Genomic DNA, 21,857 nt, shown 5'->3' with positions numbered 1-21,857 from the left:
TTTACTTGGTGGTAAGGTACTTACTATAAATGGTAATTTTCGCCTGATAATCATAGATATGCACGGTAATTCGCCAAAAACTCTAAGGCAGGATTTGTTAAGACGACGCAAAGAATTTGCGGCCGGGGAAAATCATGCCCGTACAACTGAAAACCTGATCGCAAAACTCAATCAATTCCTAATCGGCGCTGGTAACTCCTTGCAATCTATCGCCCTTTACTGGCCTATTCAGGATGAAGTGGATTTACGTCCCGCCTTATTAGCATGGGCAAATTCAGAATCGAATAGACAGCTAGCCTTGCCATTTGCGCGTCCTGACAAGCATCTCGATTTTTATCAATGGCAATATGGTGATCGCCTCATCCCCAGTCAGCACGGGGTACCAGAGCCCGATCCAAGCAATTCCAAAAGACTAGCCTTCACCCCAGATTGCATTTTGATCCCTTGCGTAGGGTGGTCTAGCTCAAATCTTGGCTTAAATACACACTACTGGCGTCTAGGGTATGGCGGAGGATATTTTGACCGCACCTTAGCTCAACTGAGAAAGGATAAGCCAACCCTAATCTGTATCGGGATTGGCTATGATTGGCAAAAATTAGATGATGCTCAGTGGACAGCCCAAACACATGATGAGCCGCTCGATATTCTGATTACCGAATCAGGGATTTTTCGTTAAATCCAGATTATCAGCAATCGCTAAAATTGCGTCTGCTTGATTTAAAGAATAGAAATGCAGCCCAGGAGCACCCGCTACTAAAAGCTGATCACATAAATCAGTTACTACCTCTTCACCAAAAGCACGGATCGAGGCAATATCATCTCCATATGACTGGAGGCGCAAACGTATCCAGCGCGGAATCTCTGCACCGCAAGCATCAGAAAAACGCAGCAACTGAGTACTATTTGTAATGGGCATAATGCCAGCGATCACCGGTTGTCCTGCACCTAGGTGATAAGCTTCATCCACAAAGCGAAAATAAGCATCACTATTATAAAAGTACTGAGTAACAGCTGAATTTGCCCCTGCCTTCATCTTCTGCACAAAAAAATCAACGTCGCTCGCAGGAGATTTAGCTTGAGGATGGGTTTCTGGATAGGCAGCTACGTCAATATGAAACCAATCGCCCGTTTCAGCACGAATAAATTCAACCAATTCATTGGCATGATGAAACTCTCCGTACTGACCCATGCCAGAAGGCAAATCACCACGCAAAGCCACAATCCGTTTAACACCTAAGTCTTTGTACTGCTGTAATATTTGACGAACACTATCTCGAGAACTACCCACGCAAGATAAGTGTGGCGCTACAGCAGCACCAGCCGCGTGAATTTCACTCACTACTTTTAAAGTGCCAGACTGTGTAGAGCCACCAGCACCAAAAGTCACAGAATAAAACGCGGGCTTGAGAGTTTCACTCAAACACTCGCGTACGAGATGCAACTTCTTCTCGCCTTCAGGCGTCTTGGGCGGGAAAAATTCGACGCTTAATTCCATGATCTTGGGCCTATTTTTCTAGAATGGGTTAATAACGATAGTGGTCGGTTTTGTATGGGCCTTCCTTCGTTACGCCAATGTAAGTAGCTTGCTGATCTGACAATTCGGTTAACTCGGCATTCAAGGTCTTCAACTGCAAACGGGCTACTTTTTCATCCAAGTGCTTAGGCAATGTATAAACACCGACGGGGTATTTATTTGTGCCAACCGCACTCCATAATTCAATCTGCGCAATCACTTGATTGGCGAATGATGAGCTCATGACATAAGAAGGGTGACCAGTTCCACAGCCCAAATTCACTAAACGGCCTTTTGCCAAAATGATGATGCGCTTTTCAGGCAAGCCATTCGCTGCTGGGAAAATCACATGGTCAACTTGTGGCTTAATTTCTTCCCACTTGTATTTTTCGATACCAGCAACATCGATCTCATTATCAAAGTGGCCAATATTACAAACAATCGCCTGATTCTTCATTTTCGCCATATGATCATGGGTAATAACATGGTAGTTTCCAGTTGCTGAAACAAAAATATCGGCTTTATCAGCGGCATAATTCATGGTGACAACACGGTAGCCTTCCATCGCCGCTTGTAATGCGCAAATTGGGTCTACTTCAGTTACCCACACCTGAGCAGATAAAGCACGTAAAGCTTGTGCAGATCCCTTACCAACGTCGCCGTAACCACACACCACAGCCACCTTACCAGCAATCATGACGTCCGTTGCGCGCTTGATCGCATCAACTAAAGATTCACGGCAACCGTATAGGTTATCGAACTTACTCTTTGTTACTGAGTCGTTCACGTTAATTGATGGGAACTTCAATTCGCCTTTTGCAAACATTTGATACAAACGATGCACGCCAGTAGTCGTTTCTTCTGTAACGCCTTTTACTTTTTCTAAGCGAGTGGAATACCAAGTTGGATCTTGTGTTAATTTTTTCTTGATAGCAGAAAATAAAATGGTTTCTTCTTCGCTGGTTGGATGATTCAAACAGGCTTGGTCTTTCTCTGCGCGCGCGCCAAGATGCAATAGCAGAGTGGCATCGCCACCATCATCCAAAATCATATTGGTATAACCGCCATCAGCCCATTCAAAAATGCGATGCGTAAAGTCCCAGTATTGCTCCAAGGTTTCACCCTTGATAGCGTATACAGGGGTGCCATTAGCAGCAATTGCAGCAGCAGCGTGATCTTGGGTTGAGAAAATATTGCATGAAGCCCACTGCACTTCAGCACCTAGTGCTTCTAGCGTCTCAATCAGTACTGCTGTTTGGATGGTCATATGTAATGAACCAGTAATGCGCGCACCACGAAGGGGCTGCCCTGCAGCAAACTCATCACGGATGGCGATCAAACCAGGCATCTCCGTTTCTGCAATGGCAATTTCTTTACGGCCAAAGTCAGATAGAGAAATATCGGCAATTGCGCAACGAGTTGCAACAAAATTATTCAAGTCAGTTACGGTATTCATTAATGCTCCAGCTAATAACGATCCAATGCTGGAGTAGAAACTCGCTAGCCATTGAATCATGGGTTAGCGAGCGCGGTTGCAATGAGTAAACCCCGTTTAGGAACCTACTCCCTTCAAGCCTGGGGAAGTACTGGGATTCAGCACTCCTTGCAACGCTCCTTGAAGGTATGGAGAAATTGTAATCAATTTCTCCATATTTTGCTTCAAAACAACTCAATACTGCCTACTTGATGCTCAGAGCCCAGCAGCTGCGCGTAATGCTGGCGCCTTATCGGTCTGCTCCCAAGTAAATTCTGGCTCCTCACGACCAAAATGGCCATAAGCAGCGGTCTTACGATAAATAGGACGCAACAGGTTCAACATCTTCACAATGCCTTTTGGACGCAAGTCAAAGTGATCCGATACCAATTGCGCAATCTTTTCATCTGACACTTTTCCAGTGCCAAAGGTGCTCACCATCACAGAAGTGGGCTTAGCAACGCCAATCGCATAGGAAATCTGAATTAAGCACTTACTTGCTAAACCTGCAGCAACAATATTCTTAGCAACATAGCGACCTGCGTAGGCAGCGGAACGGTCAACCTTAGACGGATCCTTGCCTGAGAAAGCACCTCCGCCGTGAGGAGCAGCACCACCGTAGGTATCCACAATAATTTTACGGCCAGTTAAGCCACAATCGCCTTGTGGCCCGCCGATAACAAAACGGCCAGTTGGATTCACTAAGAAGTTAATCGCGCCTTTAATTAAATGCTTAGGCAGTACCGGTTTGATGATTTCCTCAATGACTGCTTCTCGCAATTTTTCAAGGCTAATATCTTCATCGTGTTGGGTTGATAAAACAACTGTATCAATTGAATCGGGTTTGCCATCAACATAACGTAAGGTTACTTGTGACTTAGCGTCAGGACGCAACCATGTCAAACGACCATCACGGCGCAATTGAGATTGACGCTCAACTAAACGGTGCGATAAATGAATTGGCAAAGGCATGAGCTCTGCAGTCTCATCACACGCATAGCCAAACATCAAGCCTTGGTCTCCGGCTCCTTGATCCAAACCATCGTCATGCGCCTTATCAACGCCTTGAGCAATATCAGGACTTTGCTTGTCATAAGCTACTAGCACTGCACAACCTTTGTAATCAATACCGTAGGCAGTATTGTCGTAACCAATTTCACGCAAGGTATTGCGTGCTACTTGAATGTAGTCAACGTTAGCGTTAGTAGTAATTTCGCCAGCTAAAACAACAAGGCCAGTGTTACACAAGGTTTCTGCCGCAACACGTGCAGTAGGGTCTTGAGCCAAGATGGCATCTAAGATTGCATCAGAAATTTGGTCTGAAACTTTGTCGGGGTGACCTTCAGAAACAGATTCTGAGGTAAAGAAGTAATCGTTTGCCATTGCATATTCCTTAAAAAATTAACACAATCAATTGGACAACTCGACGTGCCAGGAACCACAACGGCGACGCTTTAGCAGTATTTTTGAATCGCTCTGCAAGTTGTCTTAACTCAGCGATAAGTGAATTTTATCTGAAAAACGTCAAATCCACCAAGTCCCAATCAAATTTGGCCCTTACGTCATCATTGAATATCATTAGGAGGTGCGAAAACCCCTACAAAAACTGAGCCTCAATCTGATTGCTGGGCTTCCCTTATCAATCGTTCAGGTAATTGGCGCCTCTTTGGGGGTCTTGGCGTACTTAGGGTCTCGCCAATATCGCTCCCTCTTTCGCCCTCAATACCAAGCAGTTGTAACTGCTAAAAACCTGCCTTTTAAGTTATGGGGGGCCATTAGAGCATCTGGAATGCTGTTTTCTGACAGCTTATGGATTTGGCGTAACCCGCAAAAAGCACTCGCTTTAGTGGAAGTGCAAAACTGGGATTTAGTCGAGGCGGCCATCAATGAAGGTCATGGACTAGTGATGTTGACCCCGCATCTGGGTGGTTTTGAAATTATTCCCCGTGTCTTGGCGCAGCATTTTCCAGCAACCATCCTTTACAGGCCATCACGCCAAGATTGGTTAAATGAAGTGGTTGAGGAAGACAGAGCCTATCCCAATATGCACTTTGTACCAACGAACTTAAATGGGGTTCGTCAAATGACTCGCGCTTTAACTCGTGGTGAGGCCATCGGCATGCTTCCCGATCAAGTGCCCAGTGGGGGTGAAGGAGTATGGGTGCCATTCTTTGGGCGACCCGCATACACCACGCCGCTACCCGCACGTTTAGCTAACCGAAACAACACACCAATAGTGATGTTTACTGCCAAGCGTAAAGGCTTAGGTCAGGGCTGGTTAATGCAAGCCACAAGACTCTTGCCTTTATCAGAAGATGCGACGATTGGCGCCGCTGAAATGAACATCGCCATTGAGCATGCGGTCTTAGTTGCACCCGAACAATTCATTTGGTCCTACAACCGCTACAAGCATCCAACTGATGCAGAATTACCTCCATCACATCCGTCTCATGCCCAGCAAGACTGAGCGCGTCAGAGAATGGATTCATCGCCGAGCTTGTTCGCCAAAGACCAGCAGAGTAATATTGAGTTCATAAGCGTTTTAAACATAGACCGCCTAGTGAACCCAGCCTTTACAAGTAAACGGAAATACTTTTGAGCACAACTTCAAGGATCGCACGCAAGCTTCGCTTCACCAAAATGCATGGAGCTGGCAATGACTTTATTGTGCTCAATGGAATCGATCAAGATCTCAGTGGTATCACTCGTGAGCAATGGCAAGCCTTAGCGCATCGTCAATTTGGTATCGGCGCCGATCAAATTCTGCTGATAGAAAAAGCCACTCGCCCAGATGCTGACTTTCGCTATCGTATTTTTAATGCTGATGGCGGCGAAGTAGAGCAATGCGGCAATGGTTCGCGCTGCTTTGTCCGCTATGTATTAGAACATGGGCTATCCACTAAAAATCCACTGCGGGTGGAGGTAGCTCATACCATTCTGACTCTTACATCTCAAGCCGATGATCAAGTTGAAGTAGATATGGGCGCTCCTATTTTTGAACCTGCTCTTATTCCCTTTAATCCTGAGGGATTAGCAAGTTTGCAAGAATTTCATGAAATGCTGTATGCCCTTGCTCTTAAATCGCCTGCTGAACATGACGATTGGGTCGCCGTATTGTCGATGGGAAACCCCCATGCTGTCCAAGTGGTAGGCGATGTCGATAGCGCCCCCGTTTTAGAAGAAGGCCCTGCGATTGAAAATCATCCTGCTTTTCCAAATAAGGTGAATGCAGGGTATCTGCAAATCATCAACCGCAATGCAATTAAGTTGCGCGTATATGAACGTGGCGCCGGCGAAACCTTAGCTTGTGGCACCGGTGCTTGTGCAGCTGTGGTTTCAGGAATTCGTAGAGCCTTACTCGATTCACCAGTCACAGTCCACACTCGTGGGGGAGATTTACAAATAGCTTGGGGTGGAATGGTTGATGATGTAGCACAAGCAGTGATCATGACCGGCCCTGCGACAACCGTGTTCGAGGGTGAAACAGAAATCTAAAGAGTACTTCTGTTTAGATGCCGAACTGCTCTCGATAGGCTTTAACTGCTGGTAGATAGGCTGTCAACTCCGTATCGCTTGAGGCAGTTAAAAAAGACATTAAGTCGGCCAAGTTCGCAATTGCAATCACGGGCAAAGCAAACTCTTCTTCAACCGCCTGTACCGCAGACTGATCACCAAGCTCAGTTGCATTGCCAGAGCGCTCCATGCGATCTAAGGCAATCAGAACAGCCGCAGGCTCTGCCCCTGCTCCACGAATGAGGTCAACAGATTCGCGCACAGAGGTTCCGGCTGAAATGACATCATCAATGATCACTACTTTGCCCTTAACAGGAGCACCAATGAGTGAACCACCTTCACCATGGTCTTTGGCTTCTTTGCGGTTATAGGCAAAGGGCACGTTGATTCCATCATCTGCTAAAGCGATGGCAGTAGCTGCTACCAGTGTGATTCCCTTGTAGGCAGGCCCATACAGCATATCGAATTCAATCTTCGATTCTTTTAAGGCATTAGCATAGTAACGACCTAATGCACTTAATCGTGTTCCATCGTTAAAACCACCGGCATTAAAGAAATAAGGTGAAAGTCGTCCCGCTTTGGTTTTAAACTCCCCAAACGACAAAACCTTTGCCTCTAAGGTAAAACGAATAAAGTTATCTTGATTAGAATTTTTTGAGCCCATAGGACTACATGTTACGCATCATTTCCGCGAACCTCAACGGTATCCGTTCTGCAGTTAAAAAAGGCTTTTTGCCATGGGCGGCAAAGCAAAAAGCAGACTTCATTTGCATGCAAGAGCTTAAAGCTCAACAAGATGACCTGGAAGATGCCATTCTGAACCCAGATGGTCTGTATGGCTTTTTTCATCATGCCGAGAAAAAGGGCTACAGCGGCTGCGGGATCTATACCCCGCACAAACCAGACGAAGTACTTTATGGCTATGGCAACCAAGAATTTGATGCCGAAGGTCGTTATGTTGAGGCGCGCTTCAAAGGGCTTTCTATCATCTCGGTTTACATGCCCTCAGGTTCGAGTTCGCCTGAAAGGCAAGAAGCTAAATACCGCTACCTCGATAGCTTCTTACCCCACCTCGTCAAGCTCAAGAAATCCGGGCGTGAGATTGTTCTGTGCGGCGATGTAAATATCGCTCATCAAGAAATTGATCTTAAGAACTGGAAAGGTAATTTGAAAAATTCTGGGTTTCTACCAGCAGAGCGCGCATGGCTTACCAATTTATTTGACAAGGTGGGCTATGTGGATGTGTATCGCAAGCTAGAACCTAAAGCAGCGGAGTCTTGCTACACCTGGTGGAGCAATCGCGGTCAAGCCTACGCCAAGAATGTTGGGTGGCGCATTGATTACCATATCAGCACGCCTGGTATCGCTAACTCTGCCAAAAAAACAGCTGTGTATAAGGATGAGCGCTTTTCAGATCATGCGCCTCTGATCGTAGATTACGACTGGAAAATCTAACTCTTATTACTAGTCAGAATCTTTTTTAATCTGCACTACTTTGAAATGAATCGTCGCCCAAATTAATAAGAGCACAGGTGCACCAATAATGGCAGTGCCATAGAAGAATGCTGGATAACCAAATGAGTCTACAAAGACACCGGAAAATCCAGCTAACCACTTGGGAAGCAACAACATCATCGAGCTAAATAAAGCATATTGCGTGGCTGAATAACGAATATTGGTTAGTGCTGACAAGAAGGCTATAAAGGCTGCGCTGGCAATGCCAGAACTCAGATTATCTGCTGAGATGACCCAAATTAAGCCTTGTAAATCATGACCTTGGGTTGCTAACCATGCAAACAGTACATTACTGAGGGCCGACAGTACTGCCCCCAAAAATAAAATTCTTAGGACACCAAATCGTAGCGTTAAGACGCCGCCTATAAAAGCACCGACTAAAGTCATGATGACGCCAAACACTTTACTGACTGCTGCAACTTCATCTTTGGTGTAACCCATATCTACATAAAAGGGGTTGGCCATAATACCCATCACGACATCGCTAATCCGATAGATCGCAATCAAAGACAGAATTAAAATAGCATGCCAATGATAACGGTGAATAAATTCGGCAAAAGGTTCAATTAAAGTTTGGTGAAGCCAAGCTTTGGCATTACGTGCTTTGGGAAGATCAACACGAGCAGGCTCTTTACTCAACAGAGTAGTCAGAACACCAACACCAATAGAGGCGGCCATGCAAAGATACGCAAACTGCCAAGCGCCTGGATCATAGGTTCCCGAACCAGCTTCAGCACGAGCAGCCAGCCATAAAACGCCTGCACCGGCCCAGATTAAAGCCAATCGATACCCAGTTTGATAAGTGGCTGCAAGCGCAGCTTGATGATCGCTATTGGCAGATTCAATGCGAAATGCATCCAATGCAATATCTTGTGTGGCAGATCCAAATGCAACCAATAGTGCACACCAGACCACCATGTTTAACTCAAGCTTTGGATCAACGCTAGACATTCCTACCAGCCCAATCACAATTAATGCTTGAGCAAAAAGCAACCAACTACGCCTGCGGCCGAATAATTTGGTTAACACCGGAATTTGCAGGCGATCCACCAAAGGCGCCCACATCCACTTGAAGGCGTAAATCAACCCAACCCAAGTGAGATAGCCAATAGTGCTTCTATCAATACCGGCTTCACGCAACCAAAAGCTGAGCGTTCCCAGTATGAGTAAAAGTGGTAGACCTGCAGAAAAGCCTAGAAATAACATCCGCAAACAGGGCCATTCAAGGTAAACCCGAAAATCTTTTAACCAAGAATGGACTGCTTTGGGCACGATGCTAGGCACTACGAATACGGAACAGCGCCAAACTACCAAAGAAATTAGGCAAGAGAGTCACTTGTCGACCCTCGTGCAAAATACATTGATCTAATATTTGCAAGCCAATGCTGGAGGCTAGCTTTTCAAAATCTTCAACCGTGAGTACACGTACATTAGGAGTGTTGTACCACTGATAAGGCAAGCTCTTAGAAATTGGCATACGGCCCAATCCAACCGCCATACGATGGGACCAATGGCCAAAGTTTGGAAAAGAAATAATGGACTCCTTTCCGACTCGCACTACCTCACGCAGGATTTTTTCAGTTTGATGGATCGTCTGAAGGGTTTGCGAGAGTACCACTGTATCAAAACTGCTATCTTCAAAAAGAGCCAAACCGCCTTCCAAGTCCTGCTGAATAACGTTCAAGCCTTTTTGCACGCAAGACAGCACGCGCGCATCATCAATCTCTACCCCATAGGCATGTACTGGTTTTTGTTTTTGTAAAAATTCCAAAAAACTGCCATCGCCGCAACCCAAGTCTAAAACCTTAGAATTTGGTGCAATCCAGTTCGCTATTGCAGTAAAGTCAGCACGAATATTCTTGGTGATCATGACTGAACCTCAAGCATTTGCTCAAAATAAGCACGTACAAGGTCGTGATACCTCGGATCATCCAGCAAGAAAGCATCGTGGCCATGAGGTGCATCAATTTCTGCATAACTCACTTCACTCTTATTACTTAGAAGCGACTGCACAATCTCACGACTACGATCAGGCGGGAAACGCCAGTCTGTAGAAAAACTCACTACTAAAAATTTAGCCTGTACTTCAGCTAAGGCACGATCCAGACTGCCCTCATAGCGACGAGCAGGATCAAAATAATCCAGAGCTCGGGTAATTAGCAAATAGGTATTAGCATCAAAGTAGGTTGAAAACTTATCGCCCTGATAACGCAAATAACTTTCAACTTCAAATTCCACATCAAAACTAAATCGGTAGTCATTAGACTCACCATTGGGTCGCTGTAACTCGCGCCCAAATTTTTCAGCCATATCATCATCAGACAAATAGGTTATGTGTCCAACCATACGCGCCAAGCGCAAACCACGCTTTGGTACTACGCCATATTCATAGTAGTTGCCCCCATGAAAATCAGGGTCAGACAAAATAGCATTGCGCGCTACTTCATTAAAAGCAATATTTTGTGCACTTAACCTAGGGGTAGAGGCCACTACTACGCAATGATCCAAGCGTTTGGGGAACTGAATGGCCCAAGCCATAGCCTGCATACCGCCTAGACTTCCACCCATCACTGCAGCAAATTTACGAATTCCTAATTTATCAGCTAAGCGTGCCTGAGTATTGACCCAGTCCTCAACTGTAACAACCGGAAAGTCAGCGCCATAGGGCTTTCCAGAGACTGGATTAATACTCATTGGACCCGTTGATCCAAAGCATGAGCCCAAATTATTAACACCTATGACAAAAAAATGATTGGTATCGACTGGTTTACCAGGGCCAATCATGTTGTCCCACCAACCAATATCTGTTGGGTCGTTAGGGCTAGGGCCGGCAACATGATGTGACGCATTTAATGCATGGCAAACTAATACAGCATTACTTTTATCAGCATTCAATTTGCCATATGTTTCAATCACTAAATCATAGCCAGATAACATGGCGCCACTCTGCAAAGGTAGTGGCTCGGCAAAGTGGATAGTATTTCTAGAGAGATTTAACTCGCTCATTCTGAAAGAAGGATGCGCAAACTAATATCGGAGGCTTCGGTTGGCAGCTTCTTAAAGCCGCTACGCGCAAATCGATGCCAGCGCCCTAAAACATAGCCCATCAACATCGCAGCTCGGATGCTGACCTCTTCTGGGCCTACTTGCGCCCATGCACCCCCTTGGGTTTGAGCAATCCGCAATGCTTGTTTAAGTGAAGTCTCAACCCGATCTAGTACCTGAGTAATACGTTCTTGTAAGCGATCATCTTCCTGTAACAATGCATCACCCAATAGAACTCGAGTCATTCCAGGATTCTTTTCAGCAAAGAATAAGAGCATTTGTAAAATACCGCGCGCCTGCGCAAGGCCAGATTCTTCTTTTTGATTGATTTGGTTTATCAAGCCAAAAACAGTTTGCTCAATAAAAGAAATAAGGCCTTCAAACATTTGCGCTTTACTTGCGAAATGGCGATATAAGGCTGCTTCAGAAACTTGAATTTTGGCAGCTAGGGCGGCCGTTGTTACGCGCTCTCCTTTGGGGTTTTGCAGCATTTCTGCAAGTACTTGCAAGATTTGCAAGCGACGTTCGCCAGGACGTGGGCGCTTGCGTGCCTTACCAGCATCAGCAATACCGTCATCAATATCTTTGGGCTGTAAAGATTCGCGCATAGTCTCTACTTATCTTGAACGAATCATGGTTCCGAATGCTTGCTCGGTCAAAATCTCTAACAACAAGGAGTGTTCAATTCGCCCGTCGATGATATGAACCGAATTCACACCACTCTTGGCGGCATCCAAGGCTGATGAAATCTTGGGCAGCATGCCTCCAGAAATCGTGCCGTCAGCAAACAGAGCATCGATCTCTCGTGCAGTTAAGTCAGTTAAGAGCGTACCGTTCTTATCCATCACGCCTGGAATATTAGTCATCATGACCAATTTCTCTGCATGCAGAATTTCAGCCATCTTCCCGGCAACTAGGTCAGCGTTAATGTTGTAGGCTTGGCCCTCTTCACTAAAGCCAATAGGGGAGATGACTGGAATAAAAGCATCGTCTTGCAAGGCTTTAACAACTGCTGGATTAATTGCATCAATCTCGCCGACGAAACCTAAATCAATCAAGCCACCAGGGTTCTTTTCATCAGCAACCAACATTTTTTTAGCACGAATGAGTCCGCCATCTTTACCTGTCAAGCCAACTGCCTGACCACCAAAGTGATTAATGAGCATCACGATATCTTGCTGCACTTCACCACCAAGAACCCACTCTACAACTTCCATGGTTTCTTCATCGGTGACACGCATACCCTGAATAAAAGTTCCAGTCTTACCAATCTTCTTTAACGCCTCATCAATTTGTGGGCCACCGCCATGAACTACTACAGGATTCATGCCTACTAGCTTAAGCAAAATGACATCGCGCGCAAAACTTTCTTTGAGGCGATCTTCTATCATGGCATTTCCACCGTACTTAATCACAATAGTTTTACCGTGATAAGAGCGGATGTAAGGCAAAGCCTCAGCAAGAATCTCTGCCTTTAATAAAGGAGAGATGTCACTAATAGTAGGTAATGGCTTAGTCATCGCAGCTTGAATTTATTCGCCAAATAATTTTTGACGGAGTTCGCGACGCTCTTGGGCCTCAAGAGATAGGTTGGCGGTAGGCCTCGCAATTAAACGATTCAGGCCAATAGGCTCACCTGTTTCTTCGCACCAACCATAGTCACCAGACTCTATACGAGCCAATGCTTGCTCTACTTTTTTCAGTAACTTACGTTCACGATCACGCGTCCGCAGTTCTAAAGCGTGCTCTTCTTCAATTGTTGCGCGATCGGCTGGATCTGGCACCAAAATATTTTCACGAAGATGTTCTGTGGTCTCTGAAGCATTCTTCAAAATGTCATTCTTTAAGGTCAACAACTTTTGACGGAAAAAATCTAACTGCCCAGCATTCATGTAGTCCTTTTCGGACATCTTAAGCAATTCAGCCTCAGTGGAAGGTCCACCCTTGTGGGCCTTAGGACTCGTTGCCTTAGTGCTTGTTTTTGCTGTAGTAGTTGTTTTTGTTGCTGTTTTTACCGTCATTTCATTCTTTCCTGGATTTGAAGCATTATTGCCTCATTCTGCCAAAGTTTTACAGCCCCTCAATCAATATTGTTCAATATTCATCAATAATGACCATGGCGGCGGATTGTACCCGAATCTACTGCACCAAACATCCCTCAAGCCCTGCCAATAAAGTGTCTTTAGGTAAATCAATGCCAATGAAGACCATCCTGGTTTGTTTGGGCTCAACACCCCAGGGGCCAGCCATATCGCTACCCATCATCTGATGAACCCCCTGGAAGACCACTTTTCGGTTGCTACCCTTGACATAGAGAACGCCTTTATAGCGCAGCATCTTCTCGCCAAAGACTTCCAAGATACCCCCTAAGAAGTCTTCTAACTTTTGATGATCAAAGGGTTTATCACTACGAAAAACGAATGACTGGATACGATCTGTGTGCCCTGCATGGCCATGATGATGGTCATGGCTATGATCATGCCCACAAGTGCTGTGATCATGATCATGTTGATGGTTATCCTGCTCCAGGAAATGGGGGTCAATATCTAATTTGGCATTGAGGTTGAAGCCTTTGAGATCCAAAACAGCATTCAGAGGTACAACCCCTTTAGAAATACCAGTAATAGGGGCCCTTGGGTTCATATTCATCAAACGATTACGTAAAGACTCTACTTCGGCGGGCGTCACCAAATCTGTCTTTGTAATAAAGATTTGATCTGCAAAGCCAACTTGACGTTGGGCCTCTTCATGCTCAGTCAGTTGTTGTGGGCCATGCTTGGCATCCACTAGCGTGACAACGGCGTCTAAAACATAATGATCTGCAACGTCATCATCCATAAAGAAGGTTTGCGCAACCGGCCCCGGATTAGCAACGCCTGTAGTTTCAATCACGACCCGATCAAAATAAATCTTTTTGTCTTTGCGCTGCTCCCATAGTGTATTTAGAGCCTCCACAAGATCGCCACGAATGGTACAACAAATACAACCATTACTCATCTGGACGATATTTTCTTGATTGTTTTGAACCAGAATATCGTTATCAATATTTTCTTCGCCGAACTCGTTTTCAATGACCGCAATTTTTTTGCCATGCTCTTCTGTAAGAATGTGCTTTAACAATGTAGTTTTGCCGCTGCCTAAAAAGCCCGTCAAAATGGTTACTGGAATTAATGCCATCAACGATCCAATCAAAATCTAAAAAAATGCATGCCCAAAGCGGGAAATCTTGTATCTTACCGAGTTCCTCAACCTTTACCAGCCTTTGCACGTGGATGGGCTTTATCGTATGCCTGAGCTAGGTGCTGGAAGTCAAGAGAGGTATAAATTTGGGTACTCGCAATGCTGGCGTGGCCCAACATCTCCTGAACGGCACGTAAGTCCTGGGATGACTGCAATACATGGCTTGCAAAGCTGTGTCGCATCATATGGGGGTGTACATGGGTTGGCAAGCCAGCGCGGATGGCTAAAGTACGCAACCTTGCCTGAACAGTACGCGGGGAAAGTCTTTTGCCGGTAGCAGACAGAAATAAACCGATAGATTGTTCTGGGTAACTTCCTGCATCTCGAACCTCTCGCCATGCCAATAAAGATTTCATGGCTGGCCCTCCAACAGGCACGGAGCGCCTTTTACCTCCCTTACCCAAGACGGTTACTTCAGCCGCATCCCAATCTAACCAACCGGCAGATTCATGCTGGCGATCTTTGCTTTGCATAACATCTATGCCTAGTAGCTCTGAAAGACGCAAACCCGATGAATAGAGCAAATCAATCATGGCTGCATCTCGGATGGACTCCATATCTTTTTTTTCATTGGCTTCTGTTAGCGCCTGATTTACTAGGGCTAGTGCTTGCTCAACTGATAAAGCTTTTGGTAGAGATTTGAGTCGCTTAGGTGCCTTAACATCATCTACTGGATTAGCAATCAGATTTTTTGTCACCTTTCCGGCACGTGCATCACGTCTGGCATCTTTCTCAGTTAACCATGAATACCAACCACGCCATGCAGAGAGCGCCCTAGCGATACTTCGAGACGATTTACTTTGAGAGTGCAAACGACCGGCCCAACGACGCACATGGCCATTAGTCACTCTTAGTAAGTCGATTGAGTCTTCCTGTGCAAAATTTTGTAGTTCACTTAAATCTAATCGGTACGCAGTCAGCGTATTTTTAGAAAGTTGACGAAGCACATGCAGCTCATGCAAATACTCTTGCATGAGGGGGTGTAAGTCAGTCGACTGTAACTTCATATGCTTGGATACGATCCAAAGCTGCTGCTGTTAATTCAGCAATCTGGCGTAAATAGAATGCGCCCATATCAGCAGTAAAGCGTGTTTCATCCTTGCTGGCTAACAATAGGACTGCGGGAGATTGATTTATCCCGATGCTTTTCCCTAAAGGCAAACCAATTGCAACCATGCTGTGCCATTCGGGATCAATATTAGTCTGACTAGCCAATAAATCGACACTTGCTGCGGCTAATTCTTTAGCTGATCCACACAAAGGAGCATCAATCCATGGGCCAAAAGCAGAATTGGGAGAAAGTAATTTCGCCGCATCAACTTCAAATACTTCAGCCAATCCGACAGTAATCGCTGCCTCAATATCCGCTTGCTTATTTGCCTTCATCATGCGCAATAGCCAGGCCACTAAACTTTGTTGGGTTTTATCGTTACGAGTTCCAAAGTGCAGCATCTCACTTAAACGTCGATTGAGCTCTTGATTTTGAGTGCGCAAAACAGTCATTTGACGCTCTTGCAAAGAAATAGCGCGATCCTCATGCGGATGTTTGATCCGAATTTCATTAAAAAGATCCGCATAGCGCTCAAAAAATGCGGGGCTTGCACGCAACCATTCAGCGACTAATTCTTCTTGCTCTGCTTGTTTTGGATCAATTGCACTCATTTATTTCTTTCTTGATTTTTTGCAGTCGAATGTATCAACCTAATTTTTTACGTAACAGCTCATTCACTTGGCCAGGATTTGCCTTGCCCTGAGAAGCTTTCATGATCTGTCCAACCAGGGCATTAAAGGCTTTCTCTTTGCCAGAACGAAACTCTTCAACTGACTTCTGATTAGCTGCCAGCACTTGATCAATAATTGCCTCTATTGCGCCGCTATCGTTGATCTGCTTCAAACCCTTGGCGTCAATCATTTGATCCACTGAACTGATGGCCTTAGCAGCAACAGCCTCTTCCCACTGGAGGGCAAAAATATCTTTAGCAATCTTATTGGAGATCGTTCCGTCTGCAACACGAGTCAGCAGGGGCGCAAAATGTGCTGCCTTGAGTGGTGCATTTGCAGTAGCAATTCCTGCACGGTTTACAGCAGAGGCGAATTCACCAGCGATTAAATTAGCGGCTGCCTTAGCCAATGGCTTGCCAACGATTGCCAATACCTCTTCAAACACTTTGGCAGTGTCACGATCTTGGGTTAACAATTGGGTATCGTAGGCACTCAAACCATACTCAGCCTGCCATTGCTCACGAAGCTGGGCAGGAAGTTCTGGCATTTGATTGCGAACTTCAGCTATCCATGCATCATCAATGACTACCGGTAGCAAATCTGGATCGGGGAAATAGCGATAGTCATTTGCGTCCTCTTTACTTCGCATACTCCGAGTTTCCTGGCGATCAGGATCGTACAAACGCGTTTCCTGCACCATAGTACCGCCATCTTCAATCAGCTCAATTTGACGACGTACCTCATACTGAATCGCTTCTTCTAAAAAGCGGAAAGAGTTCAAGTTTTTAATTTCACAACGCGTACCAAACTCTGTCTGGCCTTTAGGGCGCACTGATACGTTGGCATCACAGCGGAAAGATCCTTCTTGCATGTTTCCGTCGCAAACTCCGAGCCAAACTACTAAGGTATGTAAAGCCTTGGCATAAGCCACTGCTTCAGCTGCGCTGCGCATGACAGGCTCAGTCACAATCTCAAGAAGCGGCGTGCCCGCTCTATTGAGATCAATGCCACTAGAAGCTTCTCCGTGCGGGCCAATATAGCCCTCTTCATGAACTGACTTACCGGCATCTTCTTCCATGTGGGCGCGAGTCAGTTGAACTACTTTGACCTCGTCACCAACCAAAATTTCAAGATGTCCGCCTATGACAACCGGAATTTCCATCTGACTAATCTGATAGCCTTTTGGTAAATCAGGATAAAAATAATTCTTGCGCGCAAAGATGCTCGTGGGTGAAATCTTTGCATCCACCGCCAAACCAAAACGAATAGCATGCTCTACTGCTTGACGATTGAGTACAGGTAAAACGCCAGGCAAAGCTAAATCAACTGCACAGGCCTGTGTATTGGGTTCAGCTCCAAAACGGACGCTTGCGCCACTAAATATTTTGGACTGAGTTTGTAACTGTGCGTGAGTCTCTAGACCAATGACGACTTCCCATTGCATCATGCCACCCCACTTGCTTGACGTAAATGCCAATCACTGGCTTGCTGATATTGATGAGCAACCTGCAATAAGCGCGCCTCACTAAAATAGTTACCAATCAATTGCATGCCAATCGGTAAGTTGTTTGCATTAAACCCACAAGGCACACTCATCGCCGGTAAGCCTGCCAAATTGGTTGAGAGCGTATAAATATCCTCTAAATACATCTGCACTGGGTCTTTTGACTTTTCCCCCAAGCGCCAAGCTACATCAGGAGCTACGGGCCCAAGGATAAGATCGCACTCTTTAAATGCTGCCTGAAAATCCGCCGCAATAATACGACGAATTTTTTGGGCCTGTAAGTAATAAGCATCGTAATATCCATGGCACAAAACATAGGTACCTATCAAGATGCGGCGCTTGACTTCAGCTCCAAAACCTTCAGTACGTGACTTTTGATACATGTCACCGAGATCTTTGTACTCGCTAGCACGCAGGCCGTAACGCACACCATCGAAACGACTTAAGTTGCTCGAAGCTTCTGCTGGAGCCAAAACGTAATACACCGGAATAGATAGCTTCGTCTTCGGCAAGCTTACTTCGACTAGTTTGGCGCCTAAATTTTCTAAAGCCTTAGCTGCCTCGTTTACTGACTGCGCAACATCACTTGCTAAACCTTCTGCAAAAAATTCTTTTGGCAGTCCTACCCGCAATCCTTCTAATGGTTTTTCAGAATGGGTATTGCTTTCTTGCCAAGCTTGATTGAGATAGCGCCCATAATCTTCGCCAGAGTCAGCGAGTGATGTGGAGTCGCGAGGATCATGGGAAGACATTGCGGAAAGTAGTAGTGCGCAATCTTCAGCAGATTTGCCCATGGGACCTGCTTGATCGAGCGAAGAAGCGTATGCAATCATGCCGTAACGAGAAACGCGCCCATAAGTAGGCTTAATGCCGGTAAGGCCACAAAATGCAGCAGGCTGACGAATTGAGCCACCAGTATCGGTACCAGTCGCAATTGGGGCCAGACCAGCAGCAACGGCGGCAGCGGAGCCGCCGGAAGATCCGCCAGCAACATGCTCAATATTCCATGGATTTAAGACGGGTCCATACGCAGAATTTTCATTGGATGACCCCATGGCAAACTCATCCATATTGGTCTTGCCAAGACAAACCATGCCTGCTCCATGGGGATTTGATTCGTCAGGAATACCAAGATTTGAAACTACTGCAGCATCAAAAGGACTCTGATAACCAGCTAAGATTTTGGAGGCTGCTGTGGACTTCCAACCTCGAGTTACAAAGACATCCTTGTACGCCAGCGGAATACCGGTTAACTTGCCCGCCTTACCTGCAGCAATCAATTTATCTGCCTTATTTGCTTGCTCTAAGCTTAAGTGAGCATTCACATCAAGGAAAGCATTCAAGCGCTTTCCTGCCTCAATTCGATCTAAAAAGTACTGTGTAAGCTCAGCACTAGAAACCTCTTTAGCGGCCAATGCTTTAGCCATTAAGGTGATAGGGGTGTTATGCCAACTCATTCAATCACCCTCGGCACCAAGAAATACCCCTCTTGCTGAGCGGGTGCTGACTGCATATTTTCAGTCCGATGATCAGACTCAGTCACTTGGTCTGCCCTCAGTGGCTGAGCTAATTCCCGCAAAAATAGAATCGGGTGAGCAAGTGGCTCTAGGCCTGATGTATCAACGGCCTGCATTTCTTCGACCAATGAAAAAACAGCCTGTAGTTGAGGTAAAAGAGCCTCAGCTTCTGCCTGACTTAACTCAAGTCTGGAAAGGTGCGCAATGCGCTGAACATCATCTAGTTTCATGGGGCGCTGGAGTATCATTCCTATATATTTTTATTAACATCTACTATTTTCCCACTACATCATGTTTGGTTTTTTTCGTAACTACTTTTCCAATGACCTAGCCATCGACCTAGGAACTGCCAACACTCTAATTTACATGCGTGAGCGGGGTATTGTCCTCGATGAGCCCTCTGTTGTGGCAATTCGCCAAGAAGGTGGTCCAAATGGCAAAAAAACCATTTTGGCAGTTGGAAAAGAGGCAAAAGCGATGTTGGGTCGTGTTCCCGGAAATATTGAGGCAATTCGCCCTATGAAGGATGGCGTTATCGCCGACTTCACGATTACCGAACAAATGCTCAAGCAATTTATCAAGCTTGTGCATGAAAGCAGGCTTTTAAGGCCGAGTCCACGGATCATCATTTGTGTTCCTTGTGGATCTACCCAAGTTGAGCGTCGTGCCATTCGTGAATCTGCATTAGGCGCTGGTGCGTCACAAGTATTTTTGATTGAAGAACCGATGGCCGCAGCAATTGGTTCTGGTCTGCCAGTTTCAGAAGCCGCAGGTTCTATGGTGGTTGATATCGGTGGTGGCACAACTGAAGTTGGCGTCATGTCATTGGGCGGCATGGTTTACAAAGGCTCGGTTCGCGTTGGTGGCGATAAGTTTGATGAAGCTATTACAAATTACATTCGTCGTAACTATGGCATGCTTATTGGTGAGCAAACCGCTGAGTTGATTAAGAAAACGATTGGCTCTGCATTCCCTGGCGGAGAAGTACGCGAGATAGAAGTAAAAGGTCGTAATCTTGCCGAAGGTATTCCACGTAGCTTTACCGTAACCAGCAATGAAGTTCTCGAAGCGCTGACTGATCCATTAAATCAAATCGTGACTGCAGTTAAAGCAGCTCTCGAACAGATCCCCCCTGAGTTAGCCTCTGATATTGCTGAGCGCGGCATGATGCTGACTGGCGGCGGAGCCCTATTGCGTGACCTTGATCGCCTTTTGCTAGAGGAAACTGGCTTGCCAATTCATGTGGCTGAAGATCCTTTAACTTGCGTCGCTCGTGGTTGCGGTATTGCTCTCGAGCGCATGGATAAGTTAGGCGGAGTGTTCTCGCACGAGTAAGCGACATACACGTCGACCAGGGAATTGCAACATAGCGCTCCACCTCTTTTCAGACAGGGCATTCCGGCCTTACTTAAACTGATTGTCTGTCTATCGATCAGCATTGCACTAATGCTGATCGATTTTCGCTTCAAAGCTCTTGATCCAATTCGCAATAATGTAAATTGGATTTTGCGCCCTCTTGAATACGTCATGATGATGCCGCGTAGCCTTTATGAAGCAAGCTCAGAATATTTCACTACACGTGGAACACTGGATAATGAAAACCAAACCTTAAAAGTTCGGCAAGCTGAACTCTCTTTACTCGCAAATCAATCTGAATTTTTGATGGTGGAAAACCAAAATTTGCGAGAGCTAATGTCCTTGCAAAAACAAGTTCCCTTTAAAACACTGCCTGTTGAAATTCTGTTTAATCCAAGTAATCCAATCTCACAACGTATTGTGATTAATCGTGGCAGCGAAGAAGGGCTGAAGCTTGGCAACCCAATTGCTAATGACGCTGGCATTTTGGGGCAGGTAGTTCGTCTTTATGACCATTCAGCTGAAGTGTCATTATTGGAAGATCGCGATTTCGCTGTGCCAGTCCAAGTGGCCCGTAATGGCTTAAGAGCAGCTGTTTTCGGGTCTGGACGAGGCAATCCACTGGAATTGCGTTACTTACCCGTCGCGAGCGATCTAGAAGTAGGTGATATTTTGCTGACCTCAGGTATCGATGGCGTATACCCACCCGGTTTTGCAGTTGCGGTTATCAGCAAAATAGAACGCAATCTCGACAAGAACTCGTCCAACGTATTTTGCACGCCGATTGCTCCAGTGAATCGTTATCGTCAGGCCTTGGCTTTTTTGTATGACCCCAAAATAGATACTAAAGCTCCTAGCGAGACGAATAAAGCAGGCGCTTCTTCAACAAATACTCCAGGTCGTCGGCAAACTCGTGCGCGAGGAATGCAATGATTGATCTAGAGAGCGGCTACATTCTGCGTCCGGTTAATCCGCTATTTATCTATTTCAGTTTATTTTGCGCGCTTTTACTCAATCTGCTTCCTATTGGAAACTACGGTTGGGTACCTGACTGGCTAATTCTCTGCATTGTGTTTTGGAATATCCAACAACATCGCTACGTGAATGTTTTCACAGCATTTATTCTTGGATTGATGATGGACGTACACAATTCAGACTTGCTTGGGCTGCATGCTTTTTGTTATTCACTAGTCGCTTACGTTGCCGTTTCGTGGCACAGAAGAATCGTAGCGCTGACAGTATTTTCACAGGCCTTGCATCTTCTTCCCATTTTTTTATTAGTTTCTTTATTTCCAGTCCTAGTGCATTGGATACTAAGTGGAAGCCTTTACTGGTCGGGCTTAACGGCTGCCATACAGGCTTTGATTGAGGCACTACTGTGGCCATTAGCCAATCGCATTTTGCTGGCACCTCAGCGACGTCCCAGAGATGTTGACCATAATCGGCCACTCTAAGAAA

At 45.7% G+C, this 21,857-nt stretch carries 23 protein-coding genes and 1 riboswitch; of the genes, 7 read left to right on the top strand and 16 right to left on the bottom strand.

The features are described 5' to 3' along the window. Window positions 1-58: 58 nt before the first annotated feature. Window positions 59-676, top strand: a complete 618-nt coding sequence (locus ABWP14_RS06935; protein WP_353202242.1) for a 5-formyltetrahydrofolate cyclo-ligase — start codon at window positions 59-61, stop codon at window positions 674-676. Here the strand turns inward: ABWP14_RS06935 and metF are convergent. The 3 genes from metF to metK all read right to left on the bottom strand — a co-directional run bounded on the left by metF (window position 659) and on the right by metK (window position 4,370). Beyond that, window positions 659-1,495 (bottom strand): methylenetetrahydrofolate reductase [NAD(P)H], encoded by an 837-nt coding sequence (metF, locus tag ABWP14_RS06930; RefSeq protein ID WP_353202241.1) that lies wholly within the window; start codon window positions 1,493-1,495, stop codon window positions 659-661. The two genes, ABWP14_RS06935 and metF, sit on opposite strands and share 18 nt — an antisense overlap. A gap of 28 nt (window positions 1,496-1,523) precedes the next feature. Further along, complete coding sequence (gene ahcY / locus ABWP14_RS06925) at window positions 1,524-2,969, bottom strand: adenosylhomocysteinase (protein ID WP_353202240.1); 1,446 nt, start codon at window positions 2,967-2,969, stop codon at window positions 1,524-1,526. A 61-nt stretch (window positions 2,970-3,030) separates the two neighbouring features. Next, window positions 3,031-3,136, bottom strand: a riboswitch (S-adenosyl-L-homocysteine riboswitch). Window positions 3,137-3,203: 67 nt separating this feature from the next. Then, the gene (gene metK / locus ABWP14_RS06920) at window positions 3,204-4,370 is read right to left on the bottom strand and encodes a methionine adenosyltransferase (RefSeq protein WP_353202239.1); all 1,167 of its coding nucleotides are present in this window, start codon (window positions 4,368-4,370) and stop codon (window positions 3,204-3,206) included. A gap of 202 nt (window positions 4,371-4,572) precedes the next feature. On the opposite strand from metK, the gene ABWP14_RS06915 reads away from it, so the two are divergent. Together ABWP14_RS06915 and dapF are read left to right on the top strand one after the other, a co-directional pair. After that, window positions 4,573-5,454, top strand: coding sequence for a lysophospholipid acyltransferase family protein (locus ABWP14_RS06915; protein ID WP_353202238.1), 882 nt, complete (start codon window positions 4,573-4,575; stop codon window positions 5,452-5,454). A 173-nt stretch (window positions 5,455-5,627) separates the two neighbouring features. Continuing rightward, window positions 5,628-6,482 (top strand): diaminopimelate epimerase, encoded by an 855-nt coding sequence (gene dapF, locus ABWP14_RS06910; RefSeq protein ID WP_353202310.1) that lies wholly within the window; start codon window positions 5,628-5,630, stop codon window positions 6,480-6,482. 13 nt (window positions 6,483-6,495) lie between these two features. Here the strand turns inward: dapF and pyrE are convergent, their stop codons facing one another. Further along, complete coding sequence (gene pyrE, locus ABWP14_RS06905) at window positions 6,496-7,164, bottom strand: orotate phosphoribosyltransferase (protein WP_353202237.1); 669 nt, start codon at window positions 7,162-7,164, stop codon at window positions 6,496-6,498. A gap of 8 nt (window positions 7,165-7,172) precedes the next feature. On the opposite strand from pyrE, the gene ABWP14_RS06900 reads away from it, so the two are divergent. After that, window positions 7,173-7,955, top strand: a complete 783-nt coding sequence (locus ABWP14_RS06900; protein ID WP_353202236.1) for an exodeoxyribonuclease III — start codon at window positions 7,173-7,175, stop codon at window positions 7,953-7,955. A 9-nt stretch (window positions 7,956-7,964) separates the two neighbouring features. On the opposite strand, the gene ABWP14_RS06895 is transcribed toward ABWP14_RS06900, so the two are convergent. The 12 genes from ABWP14_RS06895 to gatC form a co-directional block, all read right to left on the bottom strand. After that, window positions 7,965-9,287 (bottom strand): AmpG family muropeptide MFS transporter, encoded by a 1,323-nt coding sequence (locus ABWP14_RS06895; protein ID WP_353202235.1) that lies wholly within the window; start codon window positions 9,285-9,287, stop codon window positions 7,965-7,967. 4 nt (window positions 9,288-9,291) lie between these two features. Then, a complete protein-coding gene (gene metW / locus ABWP14_RS06890) occupies window positions 9,292-9,885 on the bottom strand; it encodes a methionine biosynthesis protein MetW (RefSeq protein WP_353202234.1) in 594 nt (197 codons plus the stop codon). Then, the gene (gene metX / locus ABWP14_RS06885; RefSeq protein ID WP_353202233.1) at window positions 9,882-11,021 is read right to left on the bottom strand and encodes a homoserine O-succinyltransferase MetX; all 1,140 of its coding nucleotides are present in this window, start codon (window positions 11,019-11,021) and stop codon (window positions 9,882-9,884) included. Before metX ends, metW begins: the two co-directional genes overlap by 4 nt. Beyond that, window positions 11,018-11,668: a nucleoid occlusion factor SlmA gene (gene slmA / locus ABWP14_RS06880; RefSeq protein WP_353202232.1), complete on the bottom strand. Its 651-nt coding sequence runs from the start codon at window positions 11,666-11,668 to the stop codon at window positions 11,018-11,020. The genes metX and slmA overlap by 4 nt, the downstream gene beginning before the upstream one ends. Before the next feature lie 9 nt (window positions 11,669-11,677). After that, window positions 11,678-12,580 (bottom strand): acetylglutamate kinase, encoded by a 903-nt coding sequence (gene argB, locus ABWP14_RS06875; protein WP_353202231.1) that lies wholly within the window; start codon window positions 12,578-12,580, stop codon window positions 11,678-11,680. A gap of 12 nt (window positions 12,581-12,592) precedes the next feature. Further along, the gene (gene dksA / locus ABWP14_RS06870) at window positions 12,593-12,970 is read right to left on the bottom strand and encodes an RNA polymerase-binding protein DksA (protein WP_353202309.1); all 378 of its coding nucleotides are present in this window, start codon (window positions 12,968-12,970) and stop codon (window positions 12,593-12,595) included. Window positions 12,971-13,199: 229 nt separating this feature from the next. Continuing rightward, window positions 13,200-14,240, bottom strand: coding sequence for a CobW family GTP-binding protein (locus ABWP14_RS06865; RefSeq protein ID WP_353202230.1), 1,041 nt, complete (start codon window positions 14,238-14,240; stop codon window positions 13,200-13,202). 65 nt (window positions 14,241-14,305) lie between these two features. Beyond that, entirely contained in the window at window positions 14,306-15,307 is a 1,002-nt protein-coding gene (locus ABWP14_RS06860; protein WP_353202229.1) for a tyrosine recombinase XerC, read from the bottom strand. Then, window positions 15,288-15,962, bottom strand: coding sequence for a DUF484 family protein (locus ABWP14_RS06855; protein WP_353202228.1), 675 nt, complete (start codon window positions 15,960-15,962; stop codon window positions 15,288-15,290). Before ABWP14_RS06855 ends, ABWP14_RS06860 begins: the two co-directional genes overlap by 20 nt. Before the next feature lie 34 nt (window positions 15,963-15,996). Beyond that, entirely contained in the window at window positions 15,997-17,466 is a 1,470-nt protein-coding gene (gatB, locus tag ABWP14_RS06850; protein WP_353202308.1) for an Asp-tRNA(Asn)/Glu-tRNA(Gln) amidotransferase subunit GatB, read from the bottom strand. Further along, the gene (gene gatA / locus ABWP14_RS06845) at window positions 17,466-18,983 is read right to left on the bottom strand and encodes an Asp-tRNA(Asn)/Glu-tRNA(Gln) amidotransferase subunit GatA (RefSeq protein ID WP_353202227.1); all 1,518 of its coding nucleotides are present in this window, start codon (window positions 18,981-18,983) and stop codon (window positions 17,466-17,468) included. Before gatA ends, gatB begins: the two co-directional genes overlap by 1 nt. Beyond that, window positions 18,980-19,273, bottom strand: a complete 294-nt coding sequence (gene gatC / locus ABWP14_RS06840) for an Asp-tRNA(Asn)/Glu-tRNA(Gln) amidotransferase subunit GatC (RefSeq protein ID WP_353202226.1) — start codon at window positions 19,271-19,273, stop codon at window positions 18,980-18,982. The genes gatA and gatC overlap by 4 nt, the downstream gene beginning before the upstream one ends. A 61-nt stretch (window positions 19,274-19,334) precedes the next feature. Between gatC and ABWP14_RS06835 the strand changes: the two genes are divergently transcribed. From ABWP14_RS06835 to mreD, 3 genes are read left to right on the top strand one after another with little or no spacing between them, the layout of a single operon-like run. Continuing rightward, window positions 19,335-20,378, top strand: a complete 1,044-nt coding sequence (locus ABWP14_RS06835; protein ID WP_353202225.1) for a rod shape-determining protein — start codon at window positions 19,335-19,337, stop codon at window positions 20,376-20,378. A 24-nt stretch (window positions 20,379-20,402) separates the two neighbouring features. Further along, complete coding sequence (gene mreC, locus ABWP14_RS06830; RefSeq protein WP_353202224.1) at window positions 20,403-21,332, top strand: rod shape-determining protein MreC; 930 nt, start codon at window positions 20,403-20,405, stop codon at window positions 21,330-21,332. Continuing rightward, a complete protein-coding gene (gene mreD / locus ABWP14_RS06825) occupies window positions 21,329-21,853 on the top strand; it encodes a rod shape-determining protein MreD (protein ID WP_353202223.1) in 525 nt (174 codons plus the stop codon). Before mreC ends, mreD begins: the two co-directional genes overlap by 4 nt. The last annotated feature ends 4 nt before the right edge of the window (window positions 21,854-21,857 follow it).

Source organism: Polynucleobacter sp. (genome assembly GCF_040400325.1).
Taxonomy (GTDB): Bacteria; Pseudomonadota; Gammaproteobacteria; order Burkholderiales; family Burkholderiaceae; genus Polynucleobacter.
Note: the sequence above shows the minus strand (reverse complement) of the source record. Positions and strands in the feature narration are given on the sequence as shown.

Excerpts from the sequence above, each read along its gene's own strand:
- ABWP14_RS06860 (WP_353202229.1), bottom strand. The coding sequence starts at position 15,307 with ATGAAGTTACAGTCGACTGACTTACACCCCCTCATGCAAGAGTATTTG.
- argB (WP_353202231.1), bottom strand. The coding sequence starts at position 12,580 with ATGACTAAGCCATTACCTACTATTAGTGACATCTCTCCTTTATTAAAG.
- pyrE (WP_353202237.1), bottom strand. The coding sequence starts at position 7,164 with ATGGGCTCAAAAAATTCTAATCAAGATAACTTTATTCGTTTTACCTTA.
- gatB (WP_353202308.1), bottom strand. The coding sequence starts at position 17,466 with ATGCAATGGGAAGTCGTCATTGGTCTAGAGACTCACGCACAGTTACAA.
- dapF (WP_353202310.1), top strand. The coding sequence starts at position 5,628 with ATGCATGGAGCTGGCAATGACTTTATTGTGCTCAATGGAATCGATCAA.
- metW (WP_353202234.1), bottom strand. The coding sequence starts at position 9,885 with ATGATCACCAAGAATATTCGTGCTGACTTTACTGCAATAGCGAACTGG.
- metX (WP_353202233.1), bottom strand. The coding sequence starts at position 11,021 with ATGAGCGAGTTAAATCTCTCTAGAAATACTATCCACTTTGCCGAGCCA.
- mreD (WP_353202223.1), top strand. The coding sequence starts at position 21,329 with ATGATTGATCTAGAGAGCGGCTACATTCTGCGTCCGGTTAATCCGCTA.
- ABWP14_RS06900 (WP_353202236.1), top strand. The coding sequence starts at position 7,173 with ATGTTACGCATCATTTCCGCGAACCTCAACGGTATCCGTTCTGCAGTT.
- gatC (WP_353202226.1), bottom strand. The coding sequence starts at position 19,273 with ATGAAACTAGATGATGTTCAGCGCATTGCGCACCTTTCCAGACTTGAG.
- ABWP14_RS06835 (WP_353202225.1), top strand. The coding sequence starts at position 19,335 with ATGTTTGGTTTTTTTCGTAACTACTTTTCCAATGACCTAGCCATCGAC.
- dksA (WP_353202309.1), bottom strand. The coding sequence starts at position 12,970 with ATGTCCGAAAAGGACTACATGAATGCTGGGCAGTTAGATTTTTTCCGT.
- ahcY (WP_353202240.1), bottom strand. The coding sequence starts at position 2,969 with ATGAATACCGTAACTGACTTGAATAATTTTGTTGCAACTCGTTGCGCA.
- ABWP14_RS06855 (WP_353202228.1), bottom strand. The coding sequence starts at position 15,962 with ATGAGTGCAATTGATCCAAAACAAGCAGAGCAAGAAGAATTAGTCGCT.
- metK (WP_353202239.1), bottom strand. The coding sequence starts at position 4,370 with ATGGCAAACGATTACTTCTTTACCTCAGAATCTGTTTCTGAAGGTCAC.
- gatA (WP_353202227.1), bottom strand. The coding sequence starts at position 18,983 with ATGAGTTGGCATAACACCCCTATCACCTTAATGGCTAAAGCATTGGCC.
- ABWP14_RS06935 (WP_353202242.1), top strand. The coding sequence starts at position 59 with ATGCACGGTAATTCGCCAAAAACTCTAAGGCAGGATTTGTTAAGACGA.
- metF (WP_353202241.1), bottom strand. The coding sequence starts at position 1,495 with ATGGAATTAAGCGTCGAATTTTTCCCGCCCAAGACGCCTGAAGGCGAG.
- slmA (WP_353202232.1), bottom strand. The coding sequence starts at position 11,668 with ATGCGCGAATCTTTACAGCCCAAAGATATTGATGACGGTATTGCTGAT.